Below are 24,786 nucleotides of genomic sequence, written 5' to 3' on the forward strand. Positions count from 1 at the left end.
TTTTTACTTTCCTCGATTCTTTGCTGGTCTAAAGGTTACAATACGTTGAGTTTTTGGATCTACGATAGCTTCTAGTCCGTTGAAACTATAACCGATATCACCCCGACCAGCATCAAACTTACTCCCCTTATTAAATACTTTGGCTATATCATTAGGAGTCTCAAAGCCCAGTTTTTGCGTTCTAGGATCTTTAAGCCTTTTGATTGCGTGATTAGACAATTCATAGCCAGTACTCTCAAAAGTTTTAACAAGATCTTTATGGGTTAAATCTTTTAAATTTCTATTTTGTACCAGTCCCTCAGGCTTTACTCTGTTTGCCCCCTTACTCTTCTTCCACATCTTATATGCAGAAGCCGTAGCAGAGCCGCTAAATACTAGGCCACCTACGCCGGCGATGGCTACCGCTTTGTAATCAATACACTCAAACGATTTGCCTTCTATGACCAACTGCCACAGCATTTCTTTGCCGGCGGCTCTAAACCCGCTGATTAAGTTTGCCAAGAAGTGCCCTGTTGGGTCAATAAAGTTGACCGGATCGCTCGATACATAGGCATATAAGTTGGTATCGCCACCACCAAACCCGATTGGATCTTTAGCAGTCCATCGCGCGGTATGGGCGTCGTAGTCTCTTGCGCCAAAACGCACAAGCTGTGTGTCCGCATCGTAAAGGCCGCCTGCAAAGCCAAATGGCTGGAACCCTGGATTTGTATCTTGAGTGACTTGGCCAAAGGTGTCGTAACTAAGTTGCTGTGCGATTTCGCCGCTGGCGGCATCAACAATGAGTCTTGGAGAGCCAAGTTGATCGGTTATGAAACGGTACTGACGGCCTCCTTTGACCATGTAATCTGGCACATGACCTTTAGAACCATAAATAAAGAGAGCACTTAACTTACCATCACTGTCTAACTCGGCAACGGGATTGAGTTGGCCAGCGTACAAATAACTGACGGTTTTCTGCCCATCAACCCACTTTGCAACTCGGCGATTTTGTGGATCAACATGGTACGCAATCTGTTTACTGATCGCGCCGTCATTGTATATCTCAACACCAAGCAGGTTGCCAAAAATATCATAGCTAAAACGCTGCTCTTGCTGCGCGCACACTTTGCTCGCTAAGTGCCCATTTGTGGTATAGCTAAACGTACAATTGCCGTATGTCAGTAAACGATCTTGCTCGTCATAGGTCGCAGCGACTCGCACCGTTGATGTACCTTGTGTAATTTCTTCAACAAGGCGATTGCCATTACTGTCATACTGATACTTCGCAACCTTTTCACCATCATCTACCTCTGACAAGCGACCAAGATCGTCGTACACATAGTCTTGCAACTCGGTGTTACCAGTCAGGTATTCCGTTTTTCTAACGATACGACCATTGTCATCATGGGCGTACTCAGAGCGATAGAGAGCCTGTTGATTGAACTCAAAATCATCTCCTGTTAACTCACCATATTGGTTATAGCTAATTTCATGAGTGATATTCTCAATAGAGGTACCTGTGATGATCCCCATACGATCAGCCGCACGCACCAATGACAGGTTTCCAATCCGAGTAACTAAACCATCCAGATCATAGTCATAATCAGCACAGTGACTTTGATTGACACAAAACTGCTCTAACTCACCTTTTTGTGTGTAATGCAGACGGTAGTCTCCAACGACTTCGCCACGCCAATTAACCCCCATAAACAGTAAGCCATCAAAATGATAGGACAAACTATCTCCATTTGGCGCCGTATATTGTGTCACATTACCCACCTCGTTATAGTCGATAGCATAGCGACCATAAGGTGTTTCAACCGCATCAATTCGATCTAACCCATTAGCATAAATGGCTTTTATCTGGTCACCAGAGGGTAGTGTGACCGATTTTATACGTCTGTCCGTGTCATACACATAGCTGGTTGTCGTGTCTACTAACTGTGCGGTATCAGGCGCTTGGTACGACGTCGGATAATTATTCGCATCGTAGCTAAAGTGGTGCTTAGTTCGACCATCAGGGGTTAACGCAATGACATTACCATTGTTATCGTATTCAAACTCAGTCGCTTGTGTTTGCACTCCACCAGATGAAATAACACTACTGAGTACCTGACCCACTTCGTCATACTGATAACTGACTTGGTGAGTGCCATTGGTTACGACTTTCTCTAGCAGGCCCGGGCGTAAGCCATAGCTATCATCATAGTAATACATAGTATTTCTTGTGCCTTGCGACACTCGAGTGACTCTTCCATGGCTGTCATAAGCGTAATGAACTGGTGCAAAACCCTCCACTTCTGAGCGTTCTGTCAGCAATTTTCTGGGGTTGAAAACTAATGTCGATTCACGTCCCATGCCAGAGCGTGTTGTTACCGTATTGTGATAACTATTGTAGATAGTGTCGGTTTTTTGCACTCCATTTTGAGTGACCGTCAGGATTGTGTTGTCATCTACCTTAGATTTGCGGAATTGGGTTTTTGACTCAATGCCACTAGGCGTTTTGGTAACCACCAAATTAGGTGCGGCACCTAGCTGGTTAAGCAGCGGCTCTGTCTGCACTCGATATAGCATATCCCCAATTTGCTGCTCATACACATTGCTTGAAGTTTGCTTTGACCACTCTACACTGCCATCAAGGTAGGTCGTTTTGGCCTGACGATAGCCAGAGACAAAACTTTCTTCTACTTCAAAACGGTTATTTTGCGCCGTGGTATAACCATATACTGTGGAGTTACTCTGTGGATCAAATTGGCTATAGAATTGCCACTGCCCTCCTTCCGGGTCAACGCTACGTTCAATGCGACCTCGAGCATCAAAGAAACGTTCAAATACATTGCCATTCGGATCGGTTTGATGGTGTAGTAACTGGCCTAAGTAATTGAACTTATGTCCCGTATTATCTGCATAACTCACCGACCTTAGGTTGTTGTCATCATCAATCTGTAAATAAGTTTCCAAACCAGATGGCGAAACAATACGCGTTAATTTGTCTTGCTCGTCACGATGTAACTCTAGTCGGTTGCCAAATCGATCTGTCACGCTTGTAAGCAGGCCGGATGACTCGTCATAATCAAACTTGACTAACTTGACACCTGTCGCAGGGTCTATGGTTTGAACGTGTTGGCCCTGCCTGCCAAACCCGTATGGATTGGCATTATGGTCAATATCATCACGCACACAGCGTACATTGTACTGCTCTTGCTCTTGAGAATAAGCATGATAGCCAGTGCCAGCTAAGTCGATTGCCCACGCTTCTTGCTGAGGCGCGCCAACGTTTGGCGTTGCTGTCCAATAAGGTTGTCGCCATTCAACATAGGGGGTCCAAAGTTTTTCACTGTCGCTGGCACCATCTGGCGCCTGTGCCAATGTTCGATGCTCAAAGGCTGGGCTGCGAACGACATAGAGGTATTCATTCACATTAGGCATACGCCAGTCGGTATAACCGGCATGATCTAAGTTTTCGCAGTAATTGATTGCATCTTTCCAGTTGAATAACAAAGACACATTGTCTGTGGTGTCCTGCCACATCAGCTGATTACCGGAATAATGCTCTTTGAGCACGCGTCGATTGTCGTCTCTGACAAGAGGGAAGTTTGCAGTGGCGTACTTCACCGCCCAACCACGAACACAAAGTGCTGGCTTCTTCTGGCCTAAATCCTCATAGCTTTCACTCCAAATACCTGTCGAGGCATTGATGGTATAAATATAGGTATCACGCTCTTTACCACTTTTATCTATGGTGTATAAAATCTCTCTAATGGAGGGTAAACGCCAACGAATTCGCTCACCATCACCATAATCTAACGCCGCACAATAAGCCTGAGCTTCAGACTTTGACATCAAAGTCTCTGTTGGCGTTCGCTGCCAATCTAGCTTGGTCTGTAAATCAATAATGTAGTCGTAGTTAGATACTCGATAATTAAGCTTTTTACCACGCGCTCGGTAATAGCCATCATCACCGTCAACCACACTAAATTGAATACCAGTGCTAACTACATTGGTCTTTGTTTTGGAAGTTTCAACCTCACCATCACCTTTGTAAATATTGCCAGCACGATCACTGGTGTGATGATTCGACAAGCTCCAGCCGTTGGCGATGTGAGATTTAGGTGCGCTATACAAGGTCACTGTAGAATTCGACCAGCGGATCTCTGTTTGGCGGCCTTCGACGCCCAGAGGATCAGTTCCCCACACCGCCCAAGTTGGTGACGTCTGTGCAGGACGCAAACCCGACTCCGCGATATTACCTGCACTCAGGTACTGTGTTTGAAATTCATACCCAATGCTCAGTGTGCCGCGTATTTCGCCTTCAACCGATTGACCATTAACATCTTTACCATCCCAAACAAACTCAACATTTTGCCAATCTAACGGAGTAAGTTGTTGCTCGAAACGATGTCCAGCCACTTCAAATACAGCATGCATAACAGTGGCATTTGCAGGCACCGTCTCTTCACTGATATTTGCTCTGACTACGTGGTGGTAATCAGCAGTACGGGCACTGTTATAGTGAAGCGTAATACCTGACCCCACAATGCTGATATCTTCATGCAGCTCTTGAGTTTTAGGCTTGATATAGGAGCTGACCGCCGCACACTCATCGTTATTTTCATCAACAACTAACGAATCACCCGATACCACTTCAACATCAGCTGGAGGCTGTCCATCGGCATTTGCAGACCAATTGAAGTCGTAAGGTGTGAAGTGACGCATCTCACCACGCCAATAGGTTTTGCCAGCTTGGTAGTGCTCAATTCCAGTTACTTCGTCTTCTGTCGCACCATCGCCGTCAATGTCGTCGGCAATATCGTCCCCAGTGTAATCAGCACCATCTACACGGCCATCATTGTTCGCATCTAACAGTTTAACAACAACGCCATTTTCAGAGGCCTTCCACTTCGCATCATGTCGGTCGTAGTACCCAATCGGTACCAATTCACCCACAGCAAAATCAAGGAAGTTATCGACATACATAGTCACAGGTTGATCAAATTCAACGGTCTCGTGATCAGCCACACCACCAATGTCTAACTCTGAACAGTAAGTAAATGCCGTTTCTGCGGGTAAAATACCTGGCATTGATTGAGGTGTTTCAAATTCTGTTGCACGAACCGACAGCGTATCCAACTCTCGTACTTCACCGTTACGACTTGTCACGATTGCTTTGGTTACTTGATCAAATACCAAGGTGGTACTGCGTTCTCCAGACGCATCGCTTATCAGCGCAGAGCGGTGCGTTTTATTGCCGCTGCCTAACAGAGAAATTGTACTCACTTTACTATCTAGCTTTTGCAGCTTGACCTGTTCAACTGAATTCCATGCTTGGTTATCGCCAACCAAACTACGCTGGACGCGCAAATAACCTGGTTTTGCAATATCAATGGTGACGCTGCCTGCCCAACCGGCAATGGTGTAAGCACCGTTTTGATCTGTTTTTATATTACCCAATTCAGGTTTGCCATTAAATGACACCTTTGCATCAACTAAAGGTCCACCATGTTGATCCAACACCCTGCCTGTGTACAAAGCAAACATCGAGGTTGGGAACTGAGTAACTGTGGCATTATCCGCAATATATTGACTGTGTTTTTTAACAAATTCGTCAAGCTCTGCATCATTAAGAATAACTCTATCTGCAACCGAAACTTTCACAGTATTTGAGACAATGCCGCCTGCGTGAACGACTAAGTTTGCTTCTCCCGGTTGTCCGCCTGTTACCGTTGTGCCAGAGAAACTAAACACATTTTGTGACGTATTTTGCAGCTGTACCTGAGTGGATAAATTCTGACTTGAACCATCACTGTAAAGGGCCTGTACAGTAATTTCTTCACTGCTCCCCGGTGTTAAGTGCAAAATTTCTGGATAGAGATTAATTGCAACCATATCGTCATCTGCGGGCAATTGTAGCTGTGGATTGCTACACAAGGTTGCTCGACTGTGATCAACATAGCTCAATGTATCACGCTGCGGCCAGTCACCATCAAAGTGAATAGGGTTAACCAACGACATGATGGTATCGCGCTCTGGATTGTCATCAAGTTGATGCATACCTTGTGCACTGCCAACCCCCAAAAGACCTGCGCTTGTACTGTTAGATTGTGCATCTAAAGGACTTGAAGCAAACAAACCATGACGATGCCCCCACGGAACTCCAGAGTACGTCACTTTGTCGAAATAGAACCATACATAGATTGCATGTACCATAGCAGATGACTTGCTACTCTCATGCTGCTCGGTATCACTGGCCATCAACACTTCTGCTGCGCCGTAATAAGACGATGCTTGAGCTAAATCAGGCAAATGCTCAGTCAAACGTGCCGTCGGATCAGCACCATCAGTCACACGGAAATGACTAAATGCATTGTAATGGATCAAATGCTGCGCAAAGTTATCTGCAACTTCGCTGGCCAACTTAGAAACACCGCTGTAAGGCACTAAGCCTCGAGCGATGCGCTCAGCATTAATTAAATATAACGCCTGCTGCGCAACTGACATCGCATCCCAATTTGCTTGGCTAGGCATAGCCAATTTCGCGTCCGTAGTTTGATCTATACTTCTCGCGTGATTAAACCCTTTGGCTATCTCCTCTACCGAGACATAATCAGCCCCAGTCCACGGGATATTCTCATCTGGATTAAGTGCATTCAGTTGCTCCTCTGTAAACTCCTGAGCAGGTCTGCACACTGCAAGCTTACCTTTTACACTGATTTGGCTGCGATAGACTTGAACTCTATTAAAGCTATCAGTGAGTGATAATGACAACGCATACGTGCCATAACCTAAAACGGTGTCAAGCTGGGCATTATTACTTACTAGCTCACCATCAATATGCCACTGATAGTCTTTGAAAACGGCATTATCAGCAAGGTCGTGTGCCAACAATTGCAAACGCTCATTTTCATGCAAATAAATGTGTGCAGGTAACGGCTTAGAGGGTATTACAGTAATGCTAGTTGTTGCTTCTACTCCATCAAATCGACGTACGGTGAAATGGTAGGTTTCCAAAGTCGTGACATTATTCAATGCCACAGTCGGTGAAAGCCATAACTCCCCATCGCTTTCACGGCGCACAGAATAGCTATAGTGATCAGTACTCAGCGCCTGTCCAGACAGTTGTAAGGTATGGTCGCTACCAGCAATAAGCGCGATTTTCTCCGGTTGAGGTAAATCCATTTCGCTTGGAAGTACAGTAACTTGGGTCGTATAGGTCTTATATTCTGAGTTGCCAAACAACCGCATTGACAAGGTTGCCTCGTACTGCCCTTCAGGATACCTAAATGGTGTTCTCCCATCTTCAATCGATAGGTACCTGCCATCTATCACCCATAATTGCCCAAGATGTTCAAACTCTTCAAAATGTGGCATCACATTATTTTGACCAGCCACAAAGATAATGTTTTCCAATACAAAATCTGCTGGCCAATCTGCGACTTTCACCGCTGATGTATACTCAGCCGTTTGACCTAGTACATCTTCTAATTTGGCTGTAATTTGGTATTCACCAGGATTAAAATTAATTCGTTTCCATGATGTATACCTATCTTGATCACCCCACGGTTCCCCATTCAAATGCCATGTCAATTGCGTAAAGAGCGGCTCTTCAAAGCCACTTAGCGCTGTATGCACGCGCACAACTCCGGACTCTCCTGGCTTGAGAAGTATCTGCTCAGGCAAAGGTTTAGCGACCACTAAGTGAACAGAGTTTGAAGCAGACTGACCTTCTGGATCTGTGATTGTGAGTTTCCAAACCGCATCATTTTGAGCGTTCTTAATCTCTATGCTAGGTGATGTAAAAGACACATTGGAATTTTCTAATTCCCACAGATAAGATAAATCACGCTCGTACTCAACGCCTTGAGCCGCCAATTTGGGTTCCAAAATGTAATCACTACCAGGCAACAAACCAATATCAGCACCTAAATTTGCCAATTGGTTCAACGAATAGCGACTTAGCTTAAACTTAATAGTGGCGACTCTTGAATAATCTTGACCATCAAAAACGCGAATTTTCATCTGATCGATAACTTCATCGCTTGTTGGCGTCACTTTAAAATTAAACGCCTGAGGCAAAAAGTCACCCGCTTGATAAGGTATAAACACGTTATCTTGTTCTAGCCATTCTCCAAGCCGAACAATTTGGGGCATTTCTACCACTTCTATTCTTAATCGTTGCTGCAAACCACAATGCGTACTCAGAAGGTCGCAGCCATCACCTGATACGTCCGCGTCAAAGATCTCCAAATGCACCGGATAGCCACTACCAGAGGTGCCGGTATATGCATCAAGACGCCTCACAATTTCTAAATCTTGAACAGTTGGAATGTTATTGTCAGAACTGCGTAATACTGTTAACGGCAAACGAGCTGAATGTTCAAAACCAAACTTGCGTAATTGAACATTAATTTCCCATTCGCCGACATCAGGGATCTGGTCATTATGTGTATTGGCCACCTGACATTGCTGTGAATCGCCTTTACAGGCCAGTTGCCAACTAATATCTGGTGTTTCACCAAAGAAAGAAGTACCACTGAAGTCTATTTCTATCAGCTCACCAAACTGAATTGTCGACTGGTAATCATAGTGGATCTGTGGCGGCGCCCAATCACGAACACACCTAACGAGACCGTGCTGTTCAAAGACTTGTTCTTTACGGGTATGTGCAGATAGGCTTGATGTATGTATCGCTTCATGACCATCTTTTCTGAGCATGAGAACTTGGTCATCACCTTGTCCTTTTGTCGCGCTCCAAAAAGAGTAATAACGCCATTGCCCATAACGTTCACGGCGAAAATAATTCTGATAAGCTTGTTCATCAATACCGAGACTATACAGCTCATTGATATTTGGTAAACGCCAATCGCTGAACCCTGCATGCTCTAGTGCTTCGCAATACTGCACGGCTTCATGGAAGCCAAATGCACGGCCAATTATGTCCTCATGGGCCATATCATGAGGCTGCCAAACTAATTGGTTCTGAACATCATATACACCATAAGTATATGAATTAAGGTTTGCTTTGTAAGCAACCTCTCCTGACACACACATTGCACCCGCTTCATCATACTCTAAGCTATTTCTGCCATAAGAGTGTCCTGTAGATACATCAATTTGTGTCGCAGAGGTCAAGTCAACACCGCTGGTGGTCGTCAGGAAAAACTTTTCCCGAGTCCACATTTTACCTGTTCTTCTTACTGTAAACTCTGCTGGCAATAAACTATCCTGCTGAGCACCTTTTTGAACCAAGAAGAAAAGTTCTTCAGCATTAGGTAAACGCCAGTTACTAATACCACCATGTGACAAATTATCACAGTAATCAAACGCCTGTTGCCACGTCAATGCTTGAGCCGAAGAGTCAGGGAGATCTGCCCATACCTGTAAAGTATGTTGATTTTCGACTAAACCATCATTGAGCACATTGAATTGTGCAGATTTACCATGTTGATAAAATCCATCATCAAATGGCATTAAACTATTTTTTTGGCCTGTCTTAGGGATCCGTGACTCAGAATAGATATCATGGCGATCTTTATCATCGGCTGTACAACCGTAGGTATCAACCTGCGCATTTTCAATGGTATTGCTGCACAGATCTATAATGTCTGGAACGCCATCTAAGTCCTGATCGGCACCTTGCTCGACGCGAATCGTAAAGACCTGTTCAGTTGACACTATGCCATCAAAAGCGGTCAGCTCTACGTGATGTTCACCCAATTGAGCAGAGGTGGGCGTCCATCTAATCACCTTAAAGTGATCTAAAGTCATGCCATCAGGAGCGTCTGACATGCCAACTCTAAACGCGCCATCTTTGTCAAAAGCTTTGACATGGTATTGGTATTCATAGCCAACAACCGCTTTTACTGGCGCAGTGCTTGTAAACTCAGGCGCAATATTGGTGTCTTGTACAGACAATAAGTACTTTTGTACCAGCACTTCCCCGCTGCGTGTCGTCGCCACCACTTCAACCACATGATTGAAGCCCGTGGTCACTGCTTCCCATTGCAAGACGCCAGCGTCCGTAATCGTCATACCAGGAGGCGCTTGTAACAATGCGTAGCTGAGTGGCTCGGCAGTATTTGTAGTCAGTTCATATGAATAACTTTGCCCTCTCAGCACTGCCACTTTTGGAATGCTGGTAAACTCAGTCAATGTGGTTCCGGCAGGGAATACTTTTAATTGAGTAAATGCAGTATGTGTTTGCCCATGTGAATCTATAACCGATAACGCAATGTGATAGTCGCCTGCTGACAATCCGGAAATACCAACTTGAGCCTGCGAAGAAACAACTTCTCCGTTGATACGCCACATGTATTGAAGCGGCTGGTATGAGCCAGGATTTAAACTATCAAAACCTGTTAGATTGAATGGCTGGCCCGCAACTATGCTTGGTAACGTAGTAATAATGGCTTTTGGTGGAATAGTAGAGCCATAAGACTTTTCCATTCGCCCAAGCTTGCCATCAAACCAGAATATATAATGGCTATCATCATAAAGGTCGACGATCGGCCAACGTGTTCCTCTACCAGCAAAGCCAAGGCGATCAACAGCAAATGTGCCATTAAACTCTCTAACTTCAGCCTCACTATTGGATATTTCGCTGCAATGTGCAGAAGTTGAAAGATGAACATCTGATTTTTCTACCCATCTAGACTGTTCATCAAAATAAATCTCAAAACGCGCTTGAGAAATGGATTTCACTGCATAAGACTGGTTGCCTGCAATACGCTGCATCGCAGACATTGATGTACTTGACGCGTAAACAGCCGTGTCGGGAGAGGTCAAAATGATTTCACAGCGTGCTGCCGCATCGCTTAAATTAACAGAGAAAGAAACTTCATCAAAATGAACGCCGTCAGACACCCTCACATCCACTTGGTGCAGATGGTTGTCGCTATCAGTAGGTAACCAACTCACAAGTCCGGTTACAGCGTCAATCGTCATCCCCTGTGGTGCATTTACTAATGTAAACTTAGCTTCTAGACTCTGATTTTTGACCTCTAAAGGTAGGTAAAATAGCTCGTTGACATATGCATTATAAGTATCGGAGGTACCTGAAAACTGCATCGGCAATTGCGTGCCTTGTGCTTCTACATACTCCTCTTCGATCCACGTATAGAACCCATTACCCCACTCGTCAACATAGTAAACTTTATACCAACCATCGGTTTGACCATGAATAAAATAGCGGGACTCTGTATACAAAGACCATAAATTGGGATCTGTGCTATCCGGTGACGGATACCCTCTGCCACCCGACTTTATCACAGTCAAACAAGCTGCTTGTCCATACTTGGTTAGATCTCGGCTTGCTACCCACCCGTAAATTGTCGGGTGGGCAATATCAATATATCCACTTTGTTCATCACCTAATAAAACTTGCTCTGCTGAGCCTAACGTACCAACCACTCGACCCCAACGACTCGGCGAAGAACGCACATAAACACTGCGTGCAGTCTCAGCCATTGGGCATCCTTCAACGGCAGGTGCCGCAGTTACTGACAGCTCAAACGACTGCTCAACCGTATTGCCATTTTGCTCGACTTCGACAGTCACACTGACAGGAGATGATAACGGCACTGCTGGATACCACTGAATGAGTCCGTCACGATTAACTGACATACCTTGTGGCGCAGCTGTTAATTGATAACTCGTAGCTGAAGCCGCTCTTTTAAGTTCTATTTGATATGAGTAGACTTGCTTTGCTTGAATACTTAAAACAGGATTGCTGATAATTTCAGGCGCAAAACTGTTGAGCGGTGAGGTGTGCTTCTTTACATAGCTAGACTGACCAGCAAACCAGATATTAGCCCAAAACTCATTTTCAGAAATAATAGACCACTGCGAATCAGAGTTGACAGCCCCAATGATTGGCGCTTGCTCATTAGCAAAACCATATACTTGCGTTTGAGCTGACAAAGATATTGTATTACATGCCTCTGTAACCGGGATAAGGTAGCCATTCCCATAGGACCAACGCAGCTGACCATCAAACCAAATTTGGTACCAGTTACCTACTTTCTGTTGTGTCCTGTAGCGCTGCCCCTGATTTATATAGCCAACTTTTTGCGAGCTACTACTATTCTCAGCACGAACATTAACGCCTTTGATACTTTCGACAAACTGACATGCACTCGCGTCCGGTTCAACATTCAATGAAAATGATTGCGTGGTCTGCTGCTGTTGTGTGGTTGCAGTCACAGTAATCAAATGTGTCCCAATCGATTCAGGTGAAAGCGCCCATTCTATGGTGTTATTTTCAATGACCATGCCTGTAGGTGCAGAGGTTAATTGATATGTTGTTTCTGCATCTGTATTGACTCTCAGGGGATACTGATAAAGTTGGCCAGCTGTAGCTTGTGTAATAGGCTCAGTAACAAAGGCCAGCGATGTTTGACTTGCCTCTGTATCAACTTTGTTTAAACGGGCCAATTCACCAGCAAAAAATATGGTGAACTGATCAGCACTTTGCTGCTGTATTACCCACTGAGAACCGAGCGCAGCAATACCCATAAACTCATCACTGCCGATAGATTTGATATCAGCAAGTGCCTGTGTTGTTACGCAAGTGCCAGCGCTTTTTTGCAAGTAACCACTTGCATAAGCCCAGCGAGCTTGGCCATCAAACCAGATATTTGCCCAATTACCATCTCGAGCGATCAACGCATATTGCTCACCGAGATGCAAATACCCTACTTTTTCACTTGAGCTAGATTTATCCGCTCTGACATTAACACCTTTGGTTACTTCCACAATTTGACACTGTGCCGAAGTTGCCTCTTCAACCGTCACAGTAAACTGTTGAGTAAGTTCACTGCCTCCAATATCAGAAGCTGTTATGGTAACGTTATGAACACCTAGGTCCTGAGCTTGGCTACGCCACTTTAATTGACCATCGATTAACTCCATGCCTTCAGGCCCAGAAGTCAGTGTAAAGTTAACTGGGTTTTGAGGCGCTATCATTGGCTGATAATTAAACGTGCTATTTGGATAAGTTTTGTTATTCGCGATACTAATATATTGCCAATCATTAAATCGGGGGATTAATCTCGAATCGGCTTTGAGTAGATAAGCACTTGCGCCTTTAAATTGCACTTCATACCAGTCAGGTTGTTCCTGTAAGACCACCCAGACAGAATCAAGGTTTGCTTGTTTAAGTTGTTCACTTGATGTATCAGGTTGTGCATATAAATTGGTGGTATTATTTATACTCAAACAGCGCCCACCCGCTGTTGTTAAATACCCTTTTGCATACGCCCAGTGTGCTTGACCTTCAAACCACACATGATGCCAATTACCCTCAGTTCGAGCCCTTGGATATTGTTCGCCTTTATTTATATATCCGACTTTGGCACTACTGCTGCTGTTGCTCTCACGGACATTCACCCCCTTTACCGCTTCAGAAATAACACAGCTAGCAACGTCTGAGGAGTGAACATCTAGCATGTAAGTTTGCGTTAACACCTCCCCAGTTTCTAGCTGGGCTGATAGACTAATTTGATGCTGCCCAACATCAGTAATGTCAGGCAACCAAACTAACTCTCCTGAATTGATTGTCATGTTTTGGGGCGCTTCGACAAGCGAAACTTGGGCTTGCCCGCTTGAGTTTAAACGCGGACTGTAACGATAACTTGAGCCTGTAAATGCAGTAAGGTTAGGTTTGGAGATGATCTGTGTTTGCGCACTGTGCAAAGTTTGAGTTGATAGAAAAGCCAACTTGCCTTGATGCCAAACTTGCTTCCAGCCCGATAGAGTATCTGACGTGACTACCCATTGAGATCCAGCAGAGACCGTACCACTGGCTGTAGACTGCTCATTGGCACTCGCTCTTACAATACTTTCTTCAACAGGTGACACGCATTGGCCAGTAGACTCTGACAGATATCCGTTTGCATATGACCAGCGTATTTCTCCATCGTACCAAAAGCTCGCCCAGTTCCCTTCTTTGGTAACTAACGCATATTGCTCTCCAACATTCATATAACCAATTTTGCTCGCACTCGAATTGGCCTGTGAACGAATATTAACTCCTTTTATACTTTCAATAATCTGACAATTAGCTAACACCAGCTCAGGCAATAAAATTGTGAGCATTAAAAATAAGCGAAGCATTACCATGAAAGGTCCCTTACAAGAATAATTTATACCAAAATTCGGAGGAGGATAATATATTTCAACCCAAATCATATCAACCTAAAAATCACATAACAAAACAAATAATTAATACAAACACATACCAAAACACTGGAAAAATAAAAAACAAAACCCAAAAACCAAACAAACACAGAAAATAAGCAACAAATAAAAAACAAAAATTTATCAGTAAAAAACTTTATACCGATCAAATTACAATCATTTTACACATTTGAAGTATTAAATTTTTTTAAGGTAGAAAGTTTATAAATCTGAATATATGAAAAAATTTATATTACCCCCACGATGTCGAACTGAGGCATATAGATCAAGATGAGCATATCGGTAATAAACTAAGTGTTTCGTTTATAAATAGCGAATAGGCGCTATTCCCCAACACAATTTTGGTAATATAAGGCATTGTCGTCATGACAAGTTGTTGTAAATTTAAATATTCAGGTAAGTCTTTATTTATCTAAAATACTTTTAGAGCTAGTTACATAGCGATTGCTGGGCCCATAACAACATTACTTTTAACAAAATCGGTAATGGCAAAGATGGACCCGCAAAAATAAAGCGTATTGAGATCAATTTGGTAGGTTTGAATCAGCGAGCTTTTCCGCTTTATGTTCTTCTTCAGTACAATCTAATTTCCAGTAGCTACTGACATACATCTGCTCCTTTTCGAGCCCTTTTTCCTTTTTAAACCAACGGCGAAGCGCCTTCATGGTGTCAAACTCACATGCACACCATACAAATACATCACCTTGCTGCCAGTCAATGTCTTTAACAGTGTCGAGCAAAGGGCTATTTTTACCCGGTGTGGTATTCACTCGCCAGATAACCTCAATACCACTGGGCTTATTTAAATCTTGAATATCTTCTGGACTGGTCACTTCAATTACTACACGCCCATGAACGCACGCAGGCAAGCTTTCTAAATAGCAGCTGATGGCTGGTAGTGCAGTCATATCTCCTACTAATAAAAACCAATCAGCACTGTGATCAACCCCGATTGTTTTACCCGGCCCACCAACAATGATTTCATCACCAAGTTGAGCGGTTTTAGCCCAGTCAGAAGCGGGGGCTATTGCGCCTTCTTTTTCATGCAGTGCAAAGTCAATCGTCAATTGCTGAGCCTGCTTATCAAATGCGCGCACTGTATAGGTCCGCATCATAATATTATTGTTTGCCAACTGCGCGAAAGCTTCATCTTCGCGTAATACTCTGCCTTGTTTAGTAAAAAGTAATTTTACATATCCAGCTTCAAACCCTTCTGGAAAACTGGCTAAATCCGTACCAGTTAAAACAATACGTTTCATATTCGGTGTTAAAAACTCGCTTTTTAATACCTGTGCTTTTCGATAATTACCTACAGCCATCGCTAAACTCTTTTATTCTTTGTTATTAATACGATTGGCAGTTTGAAATATTTAATCAAAGCACGCATAAAGTCACTCAAAGCACTAGGCATGGTATGCAATCACGTATGAATTATGCTGTTGGGTAAAGAGGATTGTAAAAAGCCGTTAAGCCTAAAAAGCATACTTAGCCAAGTTACTGGCTTAACAGTATGCTTTGGAAGAGCCTTATCTGACTAGGCCATATAATAATCGCCCGATAAAGGCCAGCTGATACAGTACTTAAATCTTTAATTAATGATTCATTTCGGTATCTAAAGTTGTCGTACACATAGCTTGCACAGGCGGATTAACTCCACCAACAACCACACCGGCTTGCTGCTTATTTAAGTACTGTTTTTCACTTAACTGTTTGAGGTTTTTTTTCTTCAAGTTCATTTTGCATATCTCCTTTCTTTCATAAAAACCACTTTCAAACTAAACGTTCTCGAAAAGATCATCAAGTGCATAACTTAAAATTATGATTTTTTATTCTCAGCAAAACAGTTAGATAAAAATCTTTATAAAAACCTAGATTGACAAAGAAGATTATAAGCATAGAATAACCACATTCGAATATCATTCGAATGAAAATCAAAACTGCTAATTTAGAGGTATTTGTATGGCTCCTGCGCCAAAATATGACCAACAAACTCAGCAAAAGATGATCTTGTCCGCCGCCGAGCAATGTATCAATGAATCATCAATTACTGACTTCACCATGGCAAAAATTGCGCGTATTGCCGGACTTTCTATGGGATCTGTCTATAAATTCGTACAAAGTAAAGAAGACATCGTATTGGCCCTTGCCAACGAGTCTTTCATTCACCTCTCAAATATATTTAACCAAGTACTGGCTCTAGAACTCACTGCCCCAGAAAAAATCATCGCCATTAGCTTAATATCACCTCAAAAGCTTCAGTTATTCGAGTTTGATTACGCACTTCAAACGTACGCCACCAATGAAGCTGTCATCAAAAAAGGGTCTAATTACTGGACCGGTAAAATTATTGAAGCCCAGTCTCGCTGTGAATCTTCCTTTAAAGTGGCACTCGCCGAAGGTATTAATGCAGGAGAGCTTGAAGCTGTGCCAAACTTGTCTGAAGTCATAGAAGAGATCATCATCAGTGGCTGGGCGCTGACCGTCGGCTACGAGCAAGTACAGCGTGTACAACAAACAAAACAAATTATAGAAGGAACTGATTCTTTGCTGGCCTCATTACCACTTAATCATCCAATAATCAGAAGCTCTGTGCGTCTACTTAATAGCTACCCTTGGAAGCAGCCACTTACTGACGCTTCGCTTAATCACATTGAACAACAGTTGATAGCGCTTAATCTGCGTTAATCACAAATAGGAGTAATTATGAACATTAAACGTTGGCTCACCGCTATTTTTATTGTCCTTGTTGTGATTGCCAGTCTTGGCTTCATTAAATTTAGCCAAATACAAGCGATGATTGCGTTCGGTGAATCCTTCCCAGAACCATCAGCCTCTGTAAAAAGCACCTATGCGCAAGCGGTTGAGCACACCACTCATATAAAAGTCGTTGGTCAACTACAAGCGCGTCAAAATATGACCATCAGTAATGAGTACTCTGGGCAGATCACCTTTGTTGGCTTTAACCCTGGGGACACTGTTAATGCAGGAGATGTATTAATTAAACTTGATACCAGTATCGATGAAGCCAATCTAAAAGCGGCAAAAGCACGCGTTAAACTGGCTAAATCGACCTATGCTCGTGTGGTCAAATTACTTGAACAAAAACGAATTAGCCCTGATGAGGTTGATCAAGCAGAAGCGAATGTCAGCATTGGCGAAGCCGAAGTACAAAACCTAAAAGCTTTAATCGCTAAAAAAACCATCACTGCACCTTTTGCAGGTCACACTGGGTTTGATCAATACCAAGTAGGCCAGTTTCTCGACGTAAATAGTCAAATTACCACTATGGTAGGCAAAGATGACGCTATTTGGGTCGATTTTCATGTGCCACAAACCTTGTCTCAGCCAAACATTGGCAGTGAAGTCAGCATCTCATTTTCAAATAACAACCAAAATGTTCAAAGCGACTATCAAGCACAGATCATCGCAAAGAAGCCGAGCATTGATTTAAACTCACGCCAGCAAAGCTATCGTGCTTTGTTATCTAATACAGACCAACAATTTAATCACAACCAAATGGCCATGGTGACAATCCCTTCAACAACCGTGAACGCCGTGATGGTTCCCACCAACGCAATTACACGCAGCCACTTTGGTGAGTTTGTATACAAGTTAGAAAAAGACGATGAGCAAAACTGGCGTGCAACCCCCATTAAAGTGACCTTAGGTGACAAAGTTCAAGACAATCAAATTGTATTGTCAGGGCTCACTGGCGGTGAATTTATTGCCAGCGAAGGGGCATTTAAACTCAGAGAAAACTTATTGGTTTTTACTGAACAAACGGCGTCAACGCAAAGTGAAAACGGAGTGCAGTAATGAGCTCATTACACGAAAACAAACCGTCAATAATGGATATTTTTGTCAACCGTCCGGTGTTGGCAATTGTATTATCCTTATTGATTATTTTAGCGGGTGTGAATGCCGCTCGGCAGATCTCCGTTCAGCAGTATCCAAAAATTGAAAGTGCCTCGCTCGTCATCAATACCGTTTACACAGGTGCAGCAGCCGATGTTGTCAAAGGCTATGTTACAGAGCCCATAGAACGTGTGGCTTCGACTGTGCCCGGCGTCGACTATGTTGACTCTGTCACCACATCAGGGCTCAGCAAAGTAACCGCTTGGCTTGATTTGAATCACAGTACAACCGATGCCCTTGCAGAGCTAACAACACGCCTTAACCAAATCAAGTTTGAGCTGCCGGCTGGCGCGGAAGACCCAGCCATTCAAATCGTACGAGCGGATAGCCCCTACGCGGTATTTTATCTAGACGTTGAATCGCAAGGCTTACCAAGAAACGAAGTCAGTGATTATCTAGTTAGAAATGTCGTGCCGTCTATGTCAGATATTCCAGGGGTACAAAAAGTCACCCTCGAGGGCGGTAGAAACCCAGCAATGCGTGTTTGGTTAGACACAGATAAACTGGCCATTTATAACCTCAGCGCCAGCGATGTGTTTGCTGCACTGCAAGCCAACAATACCATTGCGACTATTGGTTACACCGAAAATAATCGTCAACGTATCGATTTGATGGCCAACACCAGTCTAAAAAACGTTACTGACTTTGAGCAGTTGGTTGTTAAAGAAACAGACACTGCACAGCTAAAGCTGGGCGATATTGCCGATATTGAAATTGGCGAAGCCCCCGGTATGGTGACCGCCCGTTTAGATTATCACGATACGGTATTCTTAGCGGTTTGGGCGCTACCTGGTGCCAATGAGATAAATATCGGTGATGCGCTCTATGCAAAGCTGGCCGAAATCAATCAGATTTTACCTGATGGCATGAAAATCTCGATTGGCTACGACGGTACGCTCTACATGCGTGATTCAATCAAGGAGATCTTTACCACCCTTGCTGAGACTGTACTCCTAGTCGGTATCGTTGTCGTTGCCATGATGGGCTCATTCAGAACCGCCATGGTGCCGCTTATCACCATTCCAATCTCTATTTTAGGTGCGGTTGCCGTGATCTCAGTCATGGGATTCTCGTTAAATTTACTCACCATTTTGGCCATCGTGCTCTCGGTTGGTTTGGTCGTCGATGACGCCATTGTGGTCGTTGAAAATGTCGCCCGCCATATGCGAGAAGGCAAGCCCAGATTGCAAGCGGCACTGATCAGCTCAAGACAGCTACTTGTGCCCGTCATTGCGATGACCTTAACTCTTGCCGCCGTTTATGCACCGATTGGCTTTTTAACGGGCTTAACGGGCTTCTTATTCCGCGAATTTGCCTTTACTTTGGCCATTGCAGTTTTAATTTCAGGATTGGTCGCCGTAACACTTTCGCCCATCATGAGTGCCTATGTTAGCCCAGAAGGCGGCAAAGAAGGTAAGTTGACTCAAGCAGTGAATGGCTACTTTGATAGACTCCAAGCATTCTATTTCAAGAGCTTAGACACCTTGTTCCAGTGGCGTACACAAATATTTTTTGTCGCTATCGTGTTCTCACTCCTGTCTGTGCCGTTTTACTTGTTATCACAAAAAGAGCTAGCGCCGATTGAAGATCAGAGCAGTGTGCAAGTGGTGATAGAAGCGCCGCCTGAGTCTTCACAGGTCTACACCGCTGAGAAAATGAATGAAACAGCACGCGTGATGAACGCGACCGAAGGCGGTCAATTTACTTGGCAAATTGTCACAGCAGCTGCGGGTTTTGGTGGTGTGGAGCTGGCCCCATATGAAGAGCGCGAAAACTCAGTGCATGACTTATTGTTTGATTTATACGGTCGTCTTGGTAGCGTCACAGGTTTAAGCTTATTCCCTATCCTACCGGCCTCTTTACCGACCGCAGGCCAGTTTGATGTCGAAGTGGTACTGAGATCCAGTGATGATGCGCAGACGATGAAGCAATACGCAGACCAAATCATTGAAAAGGCCAACGCCAGCGGCCAATTTATGTTTGTGAATACCGACCTTAAAATTGACTTACCACAGGCGGAACTAGAAATAGATCGCTTACTGGTCGCAGATCTGGGTCTGGATCTCGCGGATGTAAATAACCAGCTGAGCGTGTTGATGTCCAACAACTTTGTGAACTATTTCAACAAAGATGGGAAAGCTTACCGCGTGATCCCAATTGTGGGTGATGATGAGCGTTACAACCCTGAAAATATTCTCGATATGCAAGTTAGAAATGACCAAGGCACGCTCATTCCAGTCTCTGCGTTTGCCACTTTGCGCACCTTCACCAGCCCTCGTGTTTTGGGCTCATTTAACCAACAAGACTCGTTCAGGATCTTAGCGGGCGTGCTGCCACACATCACCAAGGAGCAAGGCCTAAGCAGTATTGAAGACATTGCCAAAGAAATCCTGCCTGCACATTACTCAATTGATTATGCGGGCGAATCAAGGCAGCTTCGTAAAGAAGGTAATACCATGGTTGGCGTACTCTTGGTCGCCATGATTGTGGTGTATTTCTTATTAGCGATTCAATTTAATAGCTTTAGAGATCCCCTTGTGGTGCTACTCGGATGTGCACCTTTGGCCTTATCTGGCGCACTGATGTTGCCGTTTTTATCGCTTACCACAGTGAATATTTACAGCCAAATCGGCCTGATTACCTTAATTGGTCTTATCGCTAAAAATGGGATTTTAATTGTGGAGTTTGCCAATCATTTACAACTTGAAGGTAAAAACAAATTTGAAGCTGTCAAAGGCGCTGCGGCAACCCGCCTTCGTCCTATCTTGATGACAACGGGCGCAACCGTGCTGGGTCACTTCCCGCTAGTCCTTGTTACAGGTGCTGGTGCAGAAGCAAGAAACAGCATTGGTATTATTCTGGTTGCGGGTATGCTGATCGGGACGTTCTTCACGCTGATTGTATTACCGCTGCTTTATGAAAAGCTAGCTACTGACCATCGAGGAGAGATTGAGTCTGAAAAAGCACTGAGCAAAACACAGTTTGCCACTGAAATTTAAAATAAACAGGTGCTCAGTTAATCACTGAGCACCTAACCCTATCCGTGTAGCCTAACTATTTCCTCACAGCTTCGGTAACAATAAATAACAATTAACGTACCCATTTTAGTCCATACTTCATACTGTAAAATTGATATTAAAGGATTTACTATGCGTTATTTACGATCAGCTGGATTAGTTATTTTGGTGACAACCTTATTTGGCTGCGGCTCAGATTCAAGTGGGCCGACAACTCCTCAACCACAAAGCGAGTCCCAAACCGAAAAAATCGTTACAGGTGTAGAACTGCATTTATTTAATCGCGAACTAAACTCAACGCTTTCAAAAGAAGACATTAGACGCAACGAGTCTTATCAAGAAAATACACCGATTAAATACAATCACTTAATTTTTGGATTAGACACCGTTACAGACATAGTGACTCTCAAAGCATCTCTATTTAATTTAATGCCGCCCTCACTGATCAGTAAAGCCTATGCACTGTCGCCAGTACCTGAGACCACCAAAGAAAACATCCAGTCCATCGTGATCACTTCTCCTTATGATTTTAATGAATCCGCCCCTGCTGGCAGCAACTTAAACCAATTCTTTTCCGTGTCTTTTGCCAGCTTCCCAAATCAATATTATGTCTATCAAGACGATAAACGCATCTATACAACATTGAATGAGTACATTGAAACAGCCAATGGCGAGCCTTTAAAATCACTTGGCTTTAGTACAGACTTAATTTTAAACACGGTACCAAATGCTGACTATCCGATGAGTTTTTACATTGAAATGGCTCTCGACGATGGCCGAGTATTTTCGCTTGAAAGCCCTGAGATTCAGTTTTTAAAAAGCGGTGAAGAATAAACCCACTGTCAGCTTCGGGCGCAATCGCAAAGTGCTTTAGGTAAGTGTCCTCAGTCAGACACTCTCATTAATACGTACTCATCATTCAGACATGAAAAAAGGGGCCTAAGCCCCTTTGACTACAGTGACAAAAAAATTAGAAATAGCCTCTAAAACCAAAGGCAAAGCTTCTGCCCGGCATAGGTGCTTTATCCTTTAAAAAAGAGGTGTGCACGCGTGCCTCTGTATCCGTTAAGTTGTGTCCTTTTAGATACATGACCCAGTCTTGACCTAGTGCAGCAAAATCATAATTAATGCTAGCATCAACTAGGGTATAACCCGGTGTTACCGTTTCATGGGCTGCGATGTGAGACTGCTTCTGATAGCGCACAACATCAAGGTTTACGGTGAATTCATCGAGGTTATAGGTCAGTTTAGTACCAAAGCGCACCGGTGACACCATTGGCAAATTACCGCCTTGATCTAAGCGTGCACGGACTAAATCTGCAAATAAAGTTGCGTGCAATGCATCTGTTGCTTGCCATGCAAGCTCAGCCTCAAAACCGTGTGTGTTCACATCATCTGTTTTAAAGACATAAGCAGGTAAACCATGATCTTCATGTTCGCCATGCTCCTCATGTTCGCCATGCTCCTCATGTTCACCATGGTCGTGCTCATCATCATGCTCTCCATGATCATGGTGGTGATCATGACCATCATCGGCCATCAAACCCGTGTTAACTTGATAATAGTAATTATCGATTTGGTTATAGAACGCGTTCAGTACAAAACCGAAATCACCTTCCAGCTTTCGCCAAGTTAAGTCGATATTGTGCGCGCGCTCTAAGTCAATATCTTCTGGATTTAATTCAAATGACAAACTATCTGCTTTTTGTCTAAACAAAGCCCCCACTTCATAAGTACCAGTGCCTATATGTGGACCAAATGAGAACAACTCTGATGCAGCAGGTGCACGTTCAGATCGTGATACTGAAATACCGACGTTATAGCCCGGTTGGTAATCCCACACCGCACCTGCTGATAGGCTCACAGGGGTAAATTCATGATCGACCGCAAAGACACGATCGGCGACTAAATTACCGTGGTCGTGGTCGTGGTCGTGGTCGTGGTCGTGGTCGTGGTCGTGGTCGTGGTCGTCATCACCTTGCAAGTCACCGCTTGATAACACAACATTTGGCGCATCAATAGTGACGCGCTCAACACGTGCGCCCAACTGTACTAATACATCAGAAAAATGACGCTCTTCCATTAAGGCAATGGCAAAGGTTTCGCTTACCGATGGCGGTGTGAATGCCTCGGCACCTTGCGCTGAAAAGTCACTACGCTTGTAGTGCACACTGACGCCACCGCGCCAGCCAGAGATGGGTTGATGCATCACATCTAATCGCGCTTCATGGCTTTCGTTGGCAAAAATAGTCCCCACTTCTCCATGCTCTATTTCTGCGTGCTCATAATCTGTGTAAGCCGCTCTAAAGTTTGCTTCATTTAACCACGCATGATCAAAACTATATTTACCGATAAGCTGCCATCTGTCTTGATCTAAATCTGCATAAACCGTTGGTGCTTCATCGCCATGACTGTGCCCCGGAATGCCATATTCACGGGTCATTTTACCGTAAGAAACACCCACATAACCTTGATCAAATAAATAGGATGTACCTACCGTGCCGCCTGATGACTCCTCAGCGCTGTTCTCAACGGTATAATCACCAGATTGATTTTTTTCTGAGCCGACTTCAGCAGGCACTGGGATCTCATAGTCCTCTGAGTCTCTGACATAGCCATCCACATGAAACGCAAACTGCTCAACACCCGTGTTTAAGTTAAAACTGGCTAACTTTTGCTCATCGCCCGTGGCATGCTCTACTAATACTTCACCAAATGTGTCACTGCGCGTGGGCACGCGTTCATCTACCACATTGACCACACCACCAATTGCACCACTGCCATAAAATAGCGTTGCTGGTCCGCGAAGAACTTCGACTTGCTGGGCTGTTGAGGTTTCTGATGCAACAGAGTGATCAGGGCCAACACGAGAGGCATCGCTCACATCGAGGCTGTTTTGCGTGATTAATACACGTGGGCCACTTAAGCCTCGAATAACCGGAGTACTGGCCACCTTGGCATGAAAGCTGGTGTGTACGCCTACTTGCTTTGAAAGCGTGTCACCAAGTGTCGCAGCTTGTTGCTCACGAAGCTTATCGCCAGACAACACACTCACTGGCATAGAAGACTCCATCATCGACGCATGAAATGGAGACGCTTTAACATCGAGCACTTCAATCGCTGACGCATTTAAAGTCACTAACAAATTACTTGTGCCGGCGCTTGATGCCGCTACCACCTTGTTTTGATGTGCAAAACCAGATGCTGTGATATGTAGTTCAACATCACCACTTGAGTTTGTCTGCAAAACAAACTTACCGTTACTGTCTGACTGGGCTGTTCGCTGTGAACCCATGACGGATACGGTCGCATTGGCAACTGCATTACCGTCTTGGTCTTGAACCTGACCTTGGATGTTTTGCGCATAAGCGTGGACTGATAACGGCGCGATTAAGCCAAGCATCAGTGGTGAAAGTTTAAACATAATCATCTCATCTTAATAATTGTTATAATATAACATATCACAACTTAGTGATTTGCAAGTTTTTTTATCCTGTTTTTTGTAGCCCTCATCGAAGAACCCTATTCACTTTACCCACAGTAATAACGCGTACTTACGCAGCCAGAATCGATATAAAGCAATAAAATCATGACCTTAATAATTTGTTGCAATAATTGAGAGAAATATAATTGCATTTATTTTGTTACAATATAACATATCATGCAATTCAACAGTTCAGGT

At 43.9% G+C, this 24,786-nt stretch carries 8 protein-coding genes; 4 read left to right on the forward strand and 4 right to left on the reverse strand.

What is annotated here, in order from left to right; all coding sequences use genetic code 11:
• Positions 1-3 precede the first annotated feature (3 nt).
• From AC2CZC_RS26470 to AC2CZC_RS26480, 3 genes are all read right to left on the reverse strand, one after another.
• Positions 4-14,094 (reverse strand): Lcl domain-containing protein, encoded by a 14,091-nt coding sequence (locus tag AC2CZC_RS26470; RefSeq protein ID WP_484585327.1) that lies wholly within the window; start codon positions 14,092-14,094, stop codon positions 4-6.
• A 602-nt stretch (positions 14,095-14,696) separates the two neighbouring features.
• A complete protein-coding gene (locus tag AC2CZC_RS26475) occupies positions 14,697-15,491 on the reverse strand; it encodes a siderophore-interacting protein (protein ID WP_484585328.1) in 795 nt (264 codons plus the stop codon).
• Between the two features lie 273 nt (positions 15,492-15,764).
• A complete protein-coding gene (locus AC2CZC_RS26480; protein ID WP_484585329.1) occupies positions 15,765-15,908 on the reverse strand; it encodes a hypothetical protein in 144 nt (47 codons plus the stop codon).
• A 223-nt stretch (positions 15,909-16,131) separates the two neighbouring features.
• Between AC2CZC_RS26480 and AC2CZC_RS26485 the strand changes: the two genes are divergently transcribed.
• The 4 genes from AC2CZC_RS26485 (at position 16,132) to AC2CZC_RS26500 (ending at position 21,938) form a co-directional block, all read left to right on the forward strand.
• The gene (locus tag AC2CZC_RS26485; protein WP_484585330.1) at positions 16,132-16,857 is read left to right on the forward strand and encodes a TetR/AcrR family transcriptional regulator; all 726 of its coding nucleotides are present in this window, start codon (positions 16,132-16,134) and stop codon (positions 16,855-16,857) included.
• An 18-nt stretch (positions 16,858-16,875) separates the two neighbouring features.
• Entirely contained in the window at positions 16,876-17,988 is a 1,113-nt protein-coding gene (locus AC2CZC_RS26490; RefSeq protein ID WP_484585331.1) for an efflux RND transporter periplasmic adaptor subunit, read from the forward strand.
• Positions 17,988-21,086, forward strand: a complete 3,099-nt coding sequence (locus AC2CZC_RS26495) for an efflux RND transporter permease subunit (RefSeq protein WP_484585332.1) — start codon at positions 17,988-17,990, stop codon at positions 21,084-21,086. The genes AC2CZC_RS26490 and AC2CZC_RS26495 overlap by 1 nt, the downstream gene beginning before the upstream one ends.
• A 150-nt stretch (positions 21,087-21,236) precedes the next feature.
• Positions 21,237-21,938, forward strand: a complete 702-nt coding sequence (locus AC2CZC_RS26500; protein ID WP_484585333.1) for a hypothetical protein — start codon at positions 21,237-21,239, stop codon at positions 21,936-21,938.
• Between the two features lie 136 nt (positions 21,939-22,074).
• Here the strand turns inward: AC2CZC_RS26500 and AC2CZC_RS26505 are convergent, their stop codons facing one another.
• The gene (locus AC2CZC_RS26505) at positions 22,075-24,528 is read right to left on the reverse strand and encodes a TonB-dependent receptor (RefSeq protein WP_484585334.1); all 2,454 of its coding nucleotides are present in this window, start codon (positions 24,526-24,528) and stop codon (positions 22,075-22,077) included.
• Positions 24,529-24,786: the final 258 nt, after the last annotated feature.

It is taken from the genome of Pseudoalteromonas sp. MMG033 (assembly GCF_057197785.1).

Bases quoted from the DNA above. Each gene is read 5' to 3' on its own strand.
- AC2CZC_RS26500 (WP_484585333.1), top strand. From the start codon at position 21,237: ATGCGTTATTTACGATCAGCTGGATTAGTTATTTTGGTGACAACCTTA.
- AC2CZC_RS26480 (WP_484585329.1), bottom strand. From the start codon at position 15,908: ATGAACTTGAAGAAAAAAAACCTCAAACAGTTAAGTGAAAAACAGTAC.
- AC2CZC_RS26475 (WP_484585328.1), bottom strand. From the start codon at position 15,491: ATGGCTGTAGGTAATTATCGAAAAGCACAGGTATTAAAAAGCGAGTTT.
- AC2CZC_RS26495 (WP_484585332.1), top strand. From the start codon at position 17,988: ATGAGCTCATTACACGAAAACAAACCGTCAATAATGGATATTTTTGTC.
- AC2CZC_RS26505 (WP_484585334.1), bottom strand. From the start codon at position 24,528: ATGTTTAAACTTTCACCACTGATGCTTGGCTTAATCGCGCCGTTATCA.
- AC2CZC_RS26490 (WP_484585331.1), top strand. From the start codon at position 16,876: ATGAACATTAAACGTTGGCTCACCGCTATTTTTATTGTCCTTGTTGTG.
- AC2CZC_RS26470 (WP_484585327.1), bottom strand. From the start codon at position 14,094: ATGGTAATGCTTCGCTTATTTTTAATGCTCACAATTTTATTGCCTGAG.
- AC2CZC_RS26485 (WP_484585330.1), top strand. From the start codon at position 16,132: ATGGCTCCTGCGCCAAAATATGACCAACAAACTCAGCAAAAGATGATC.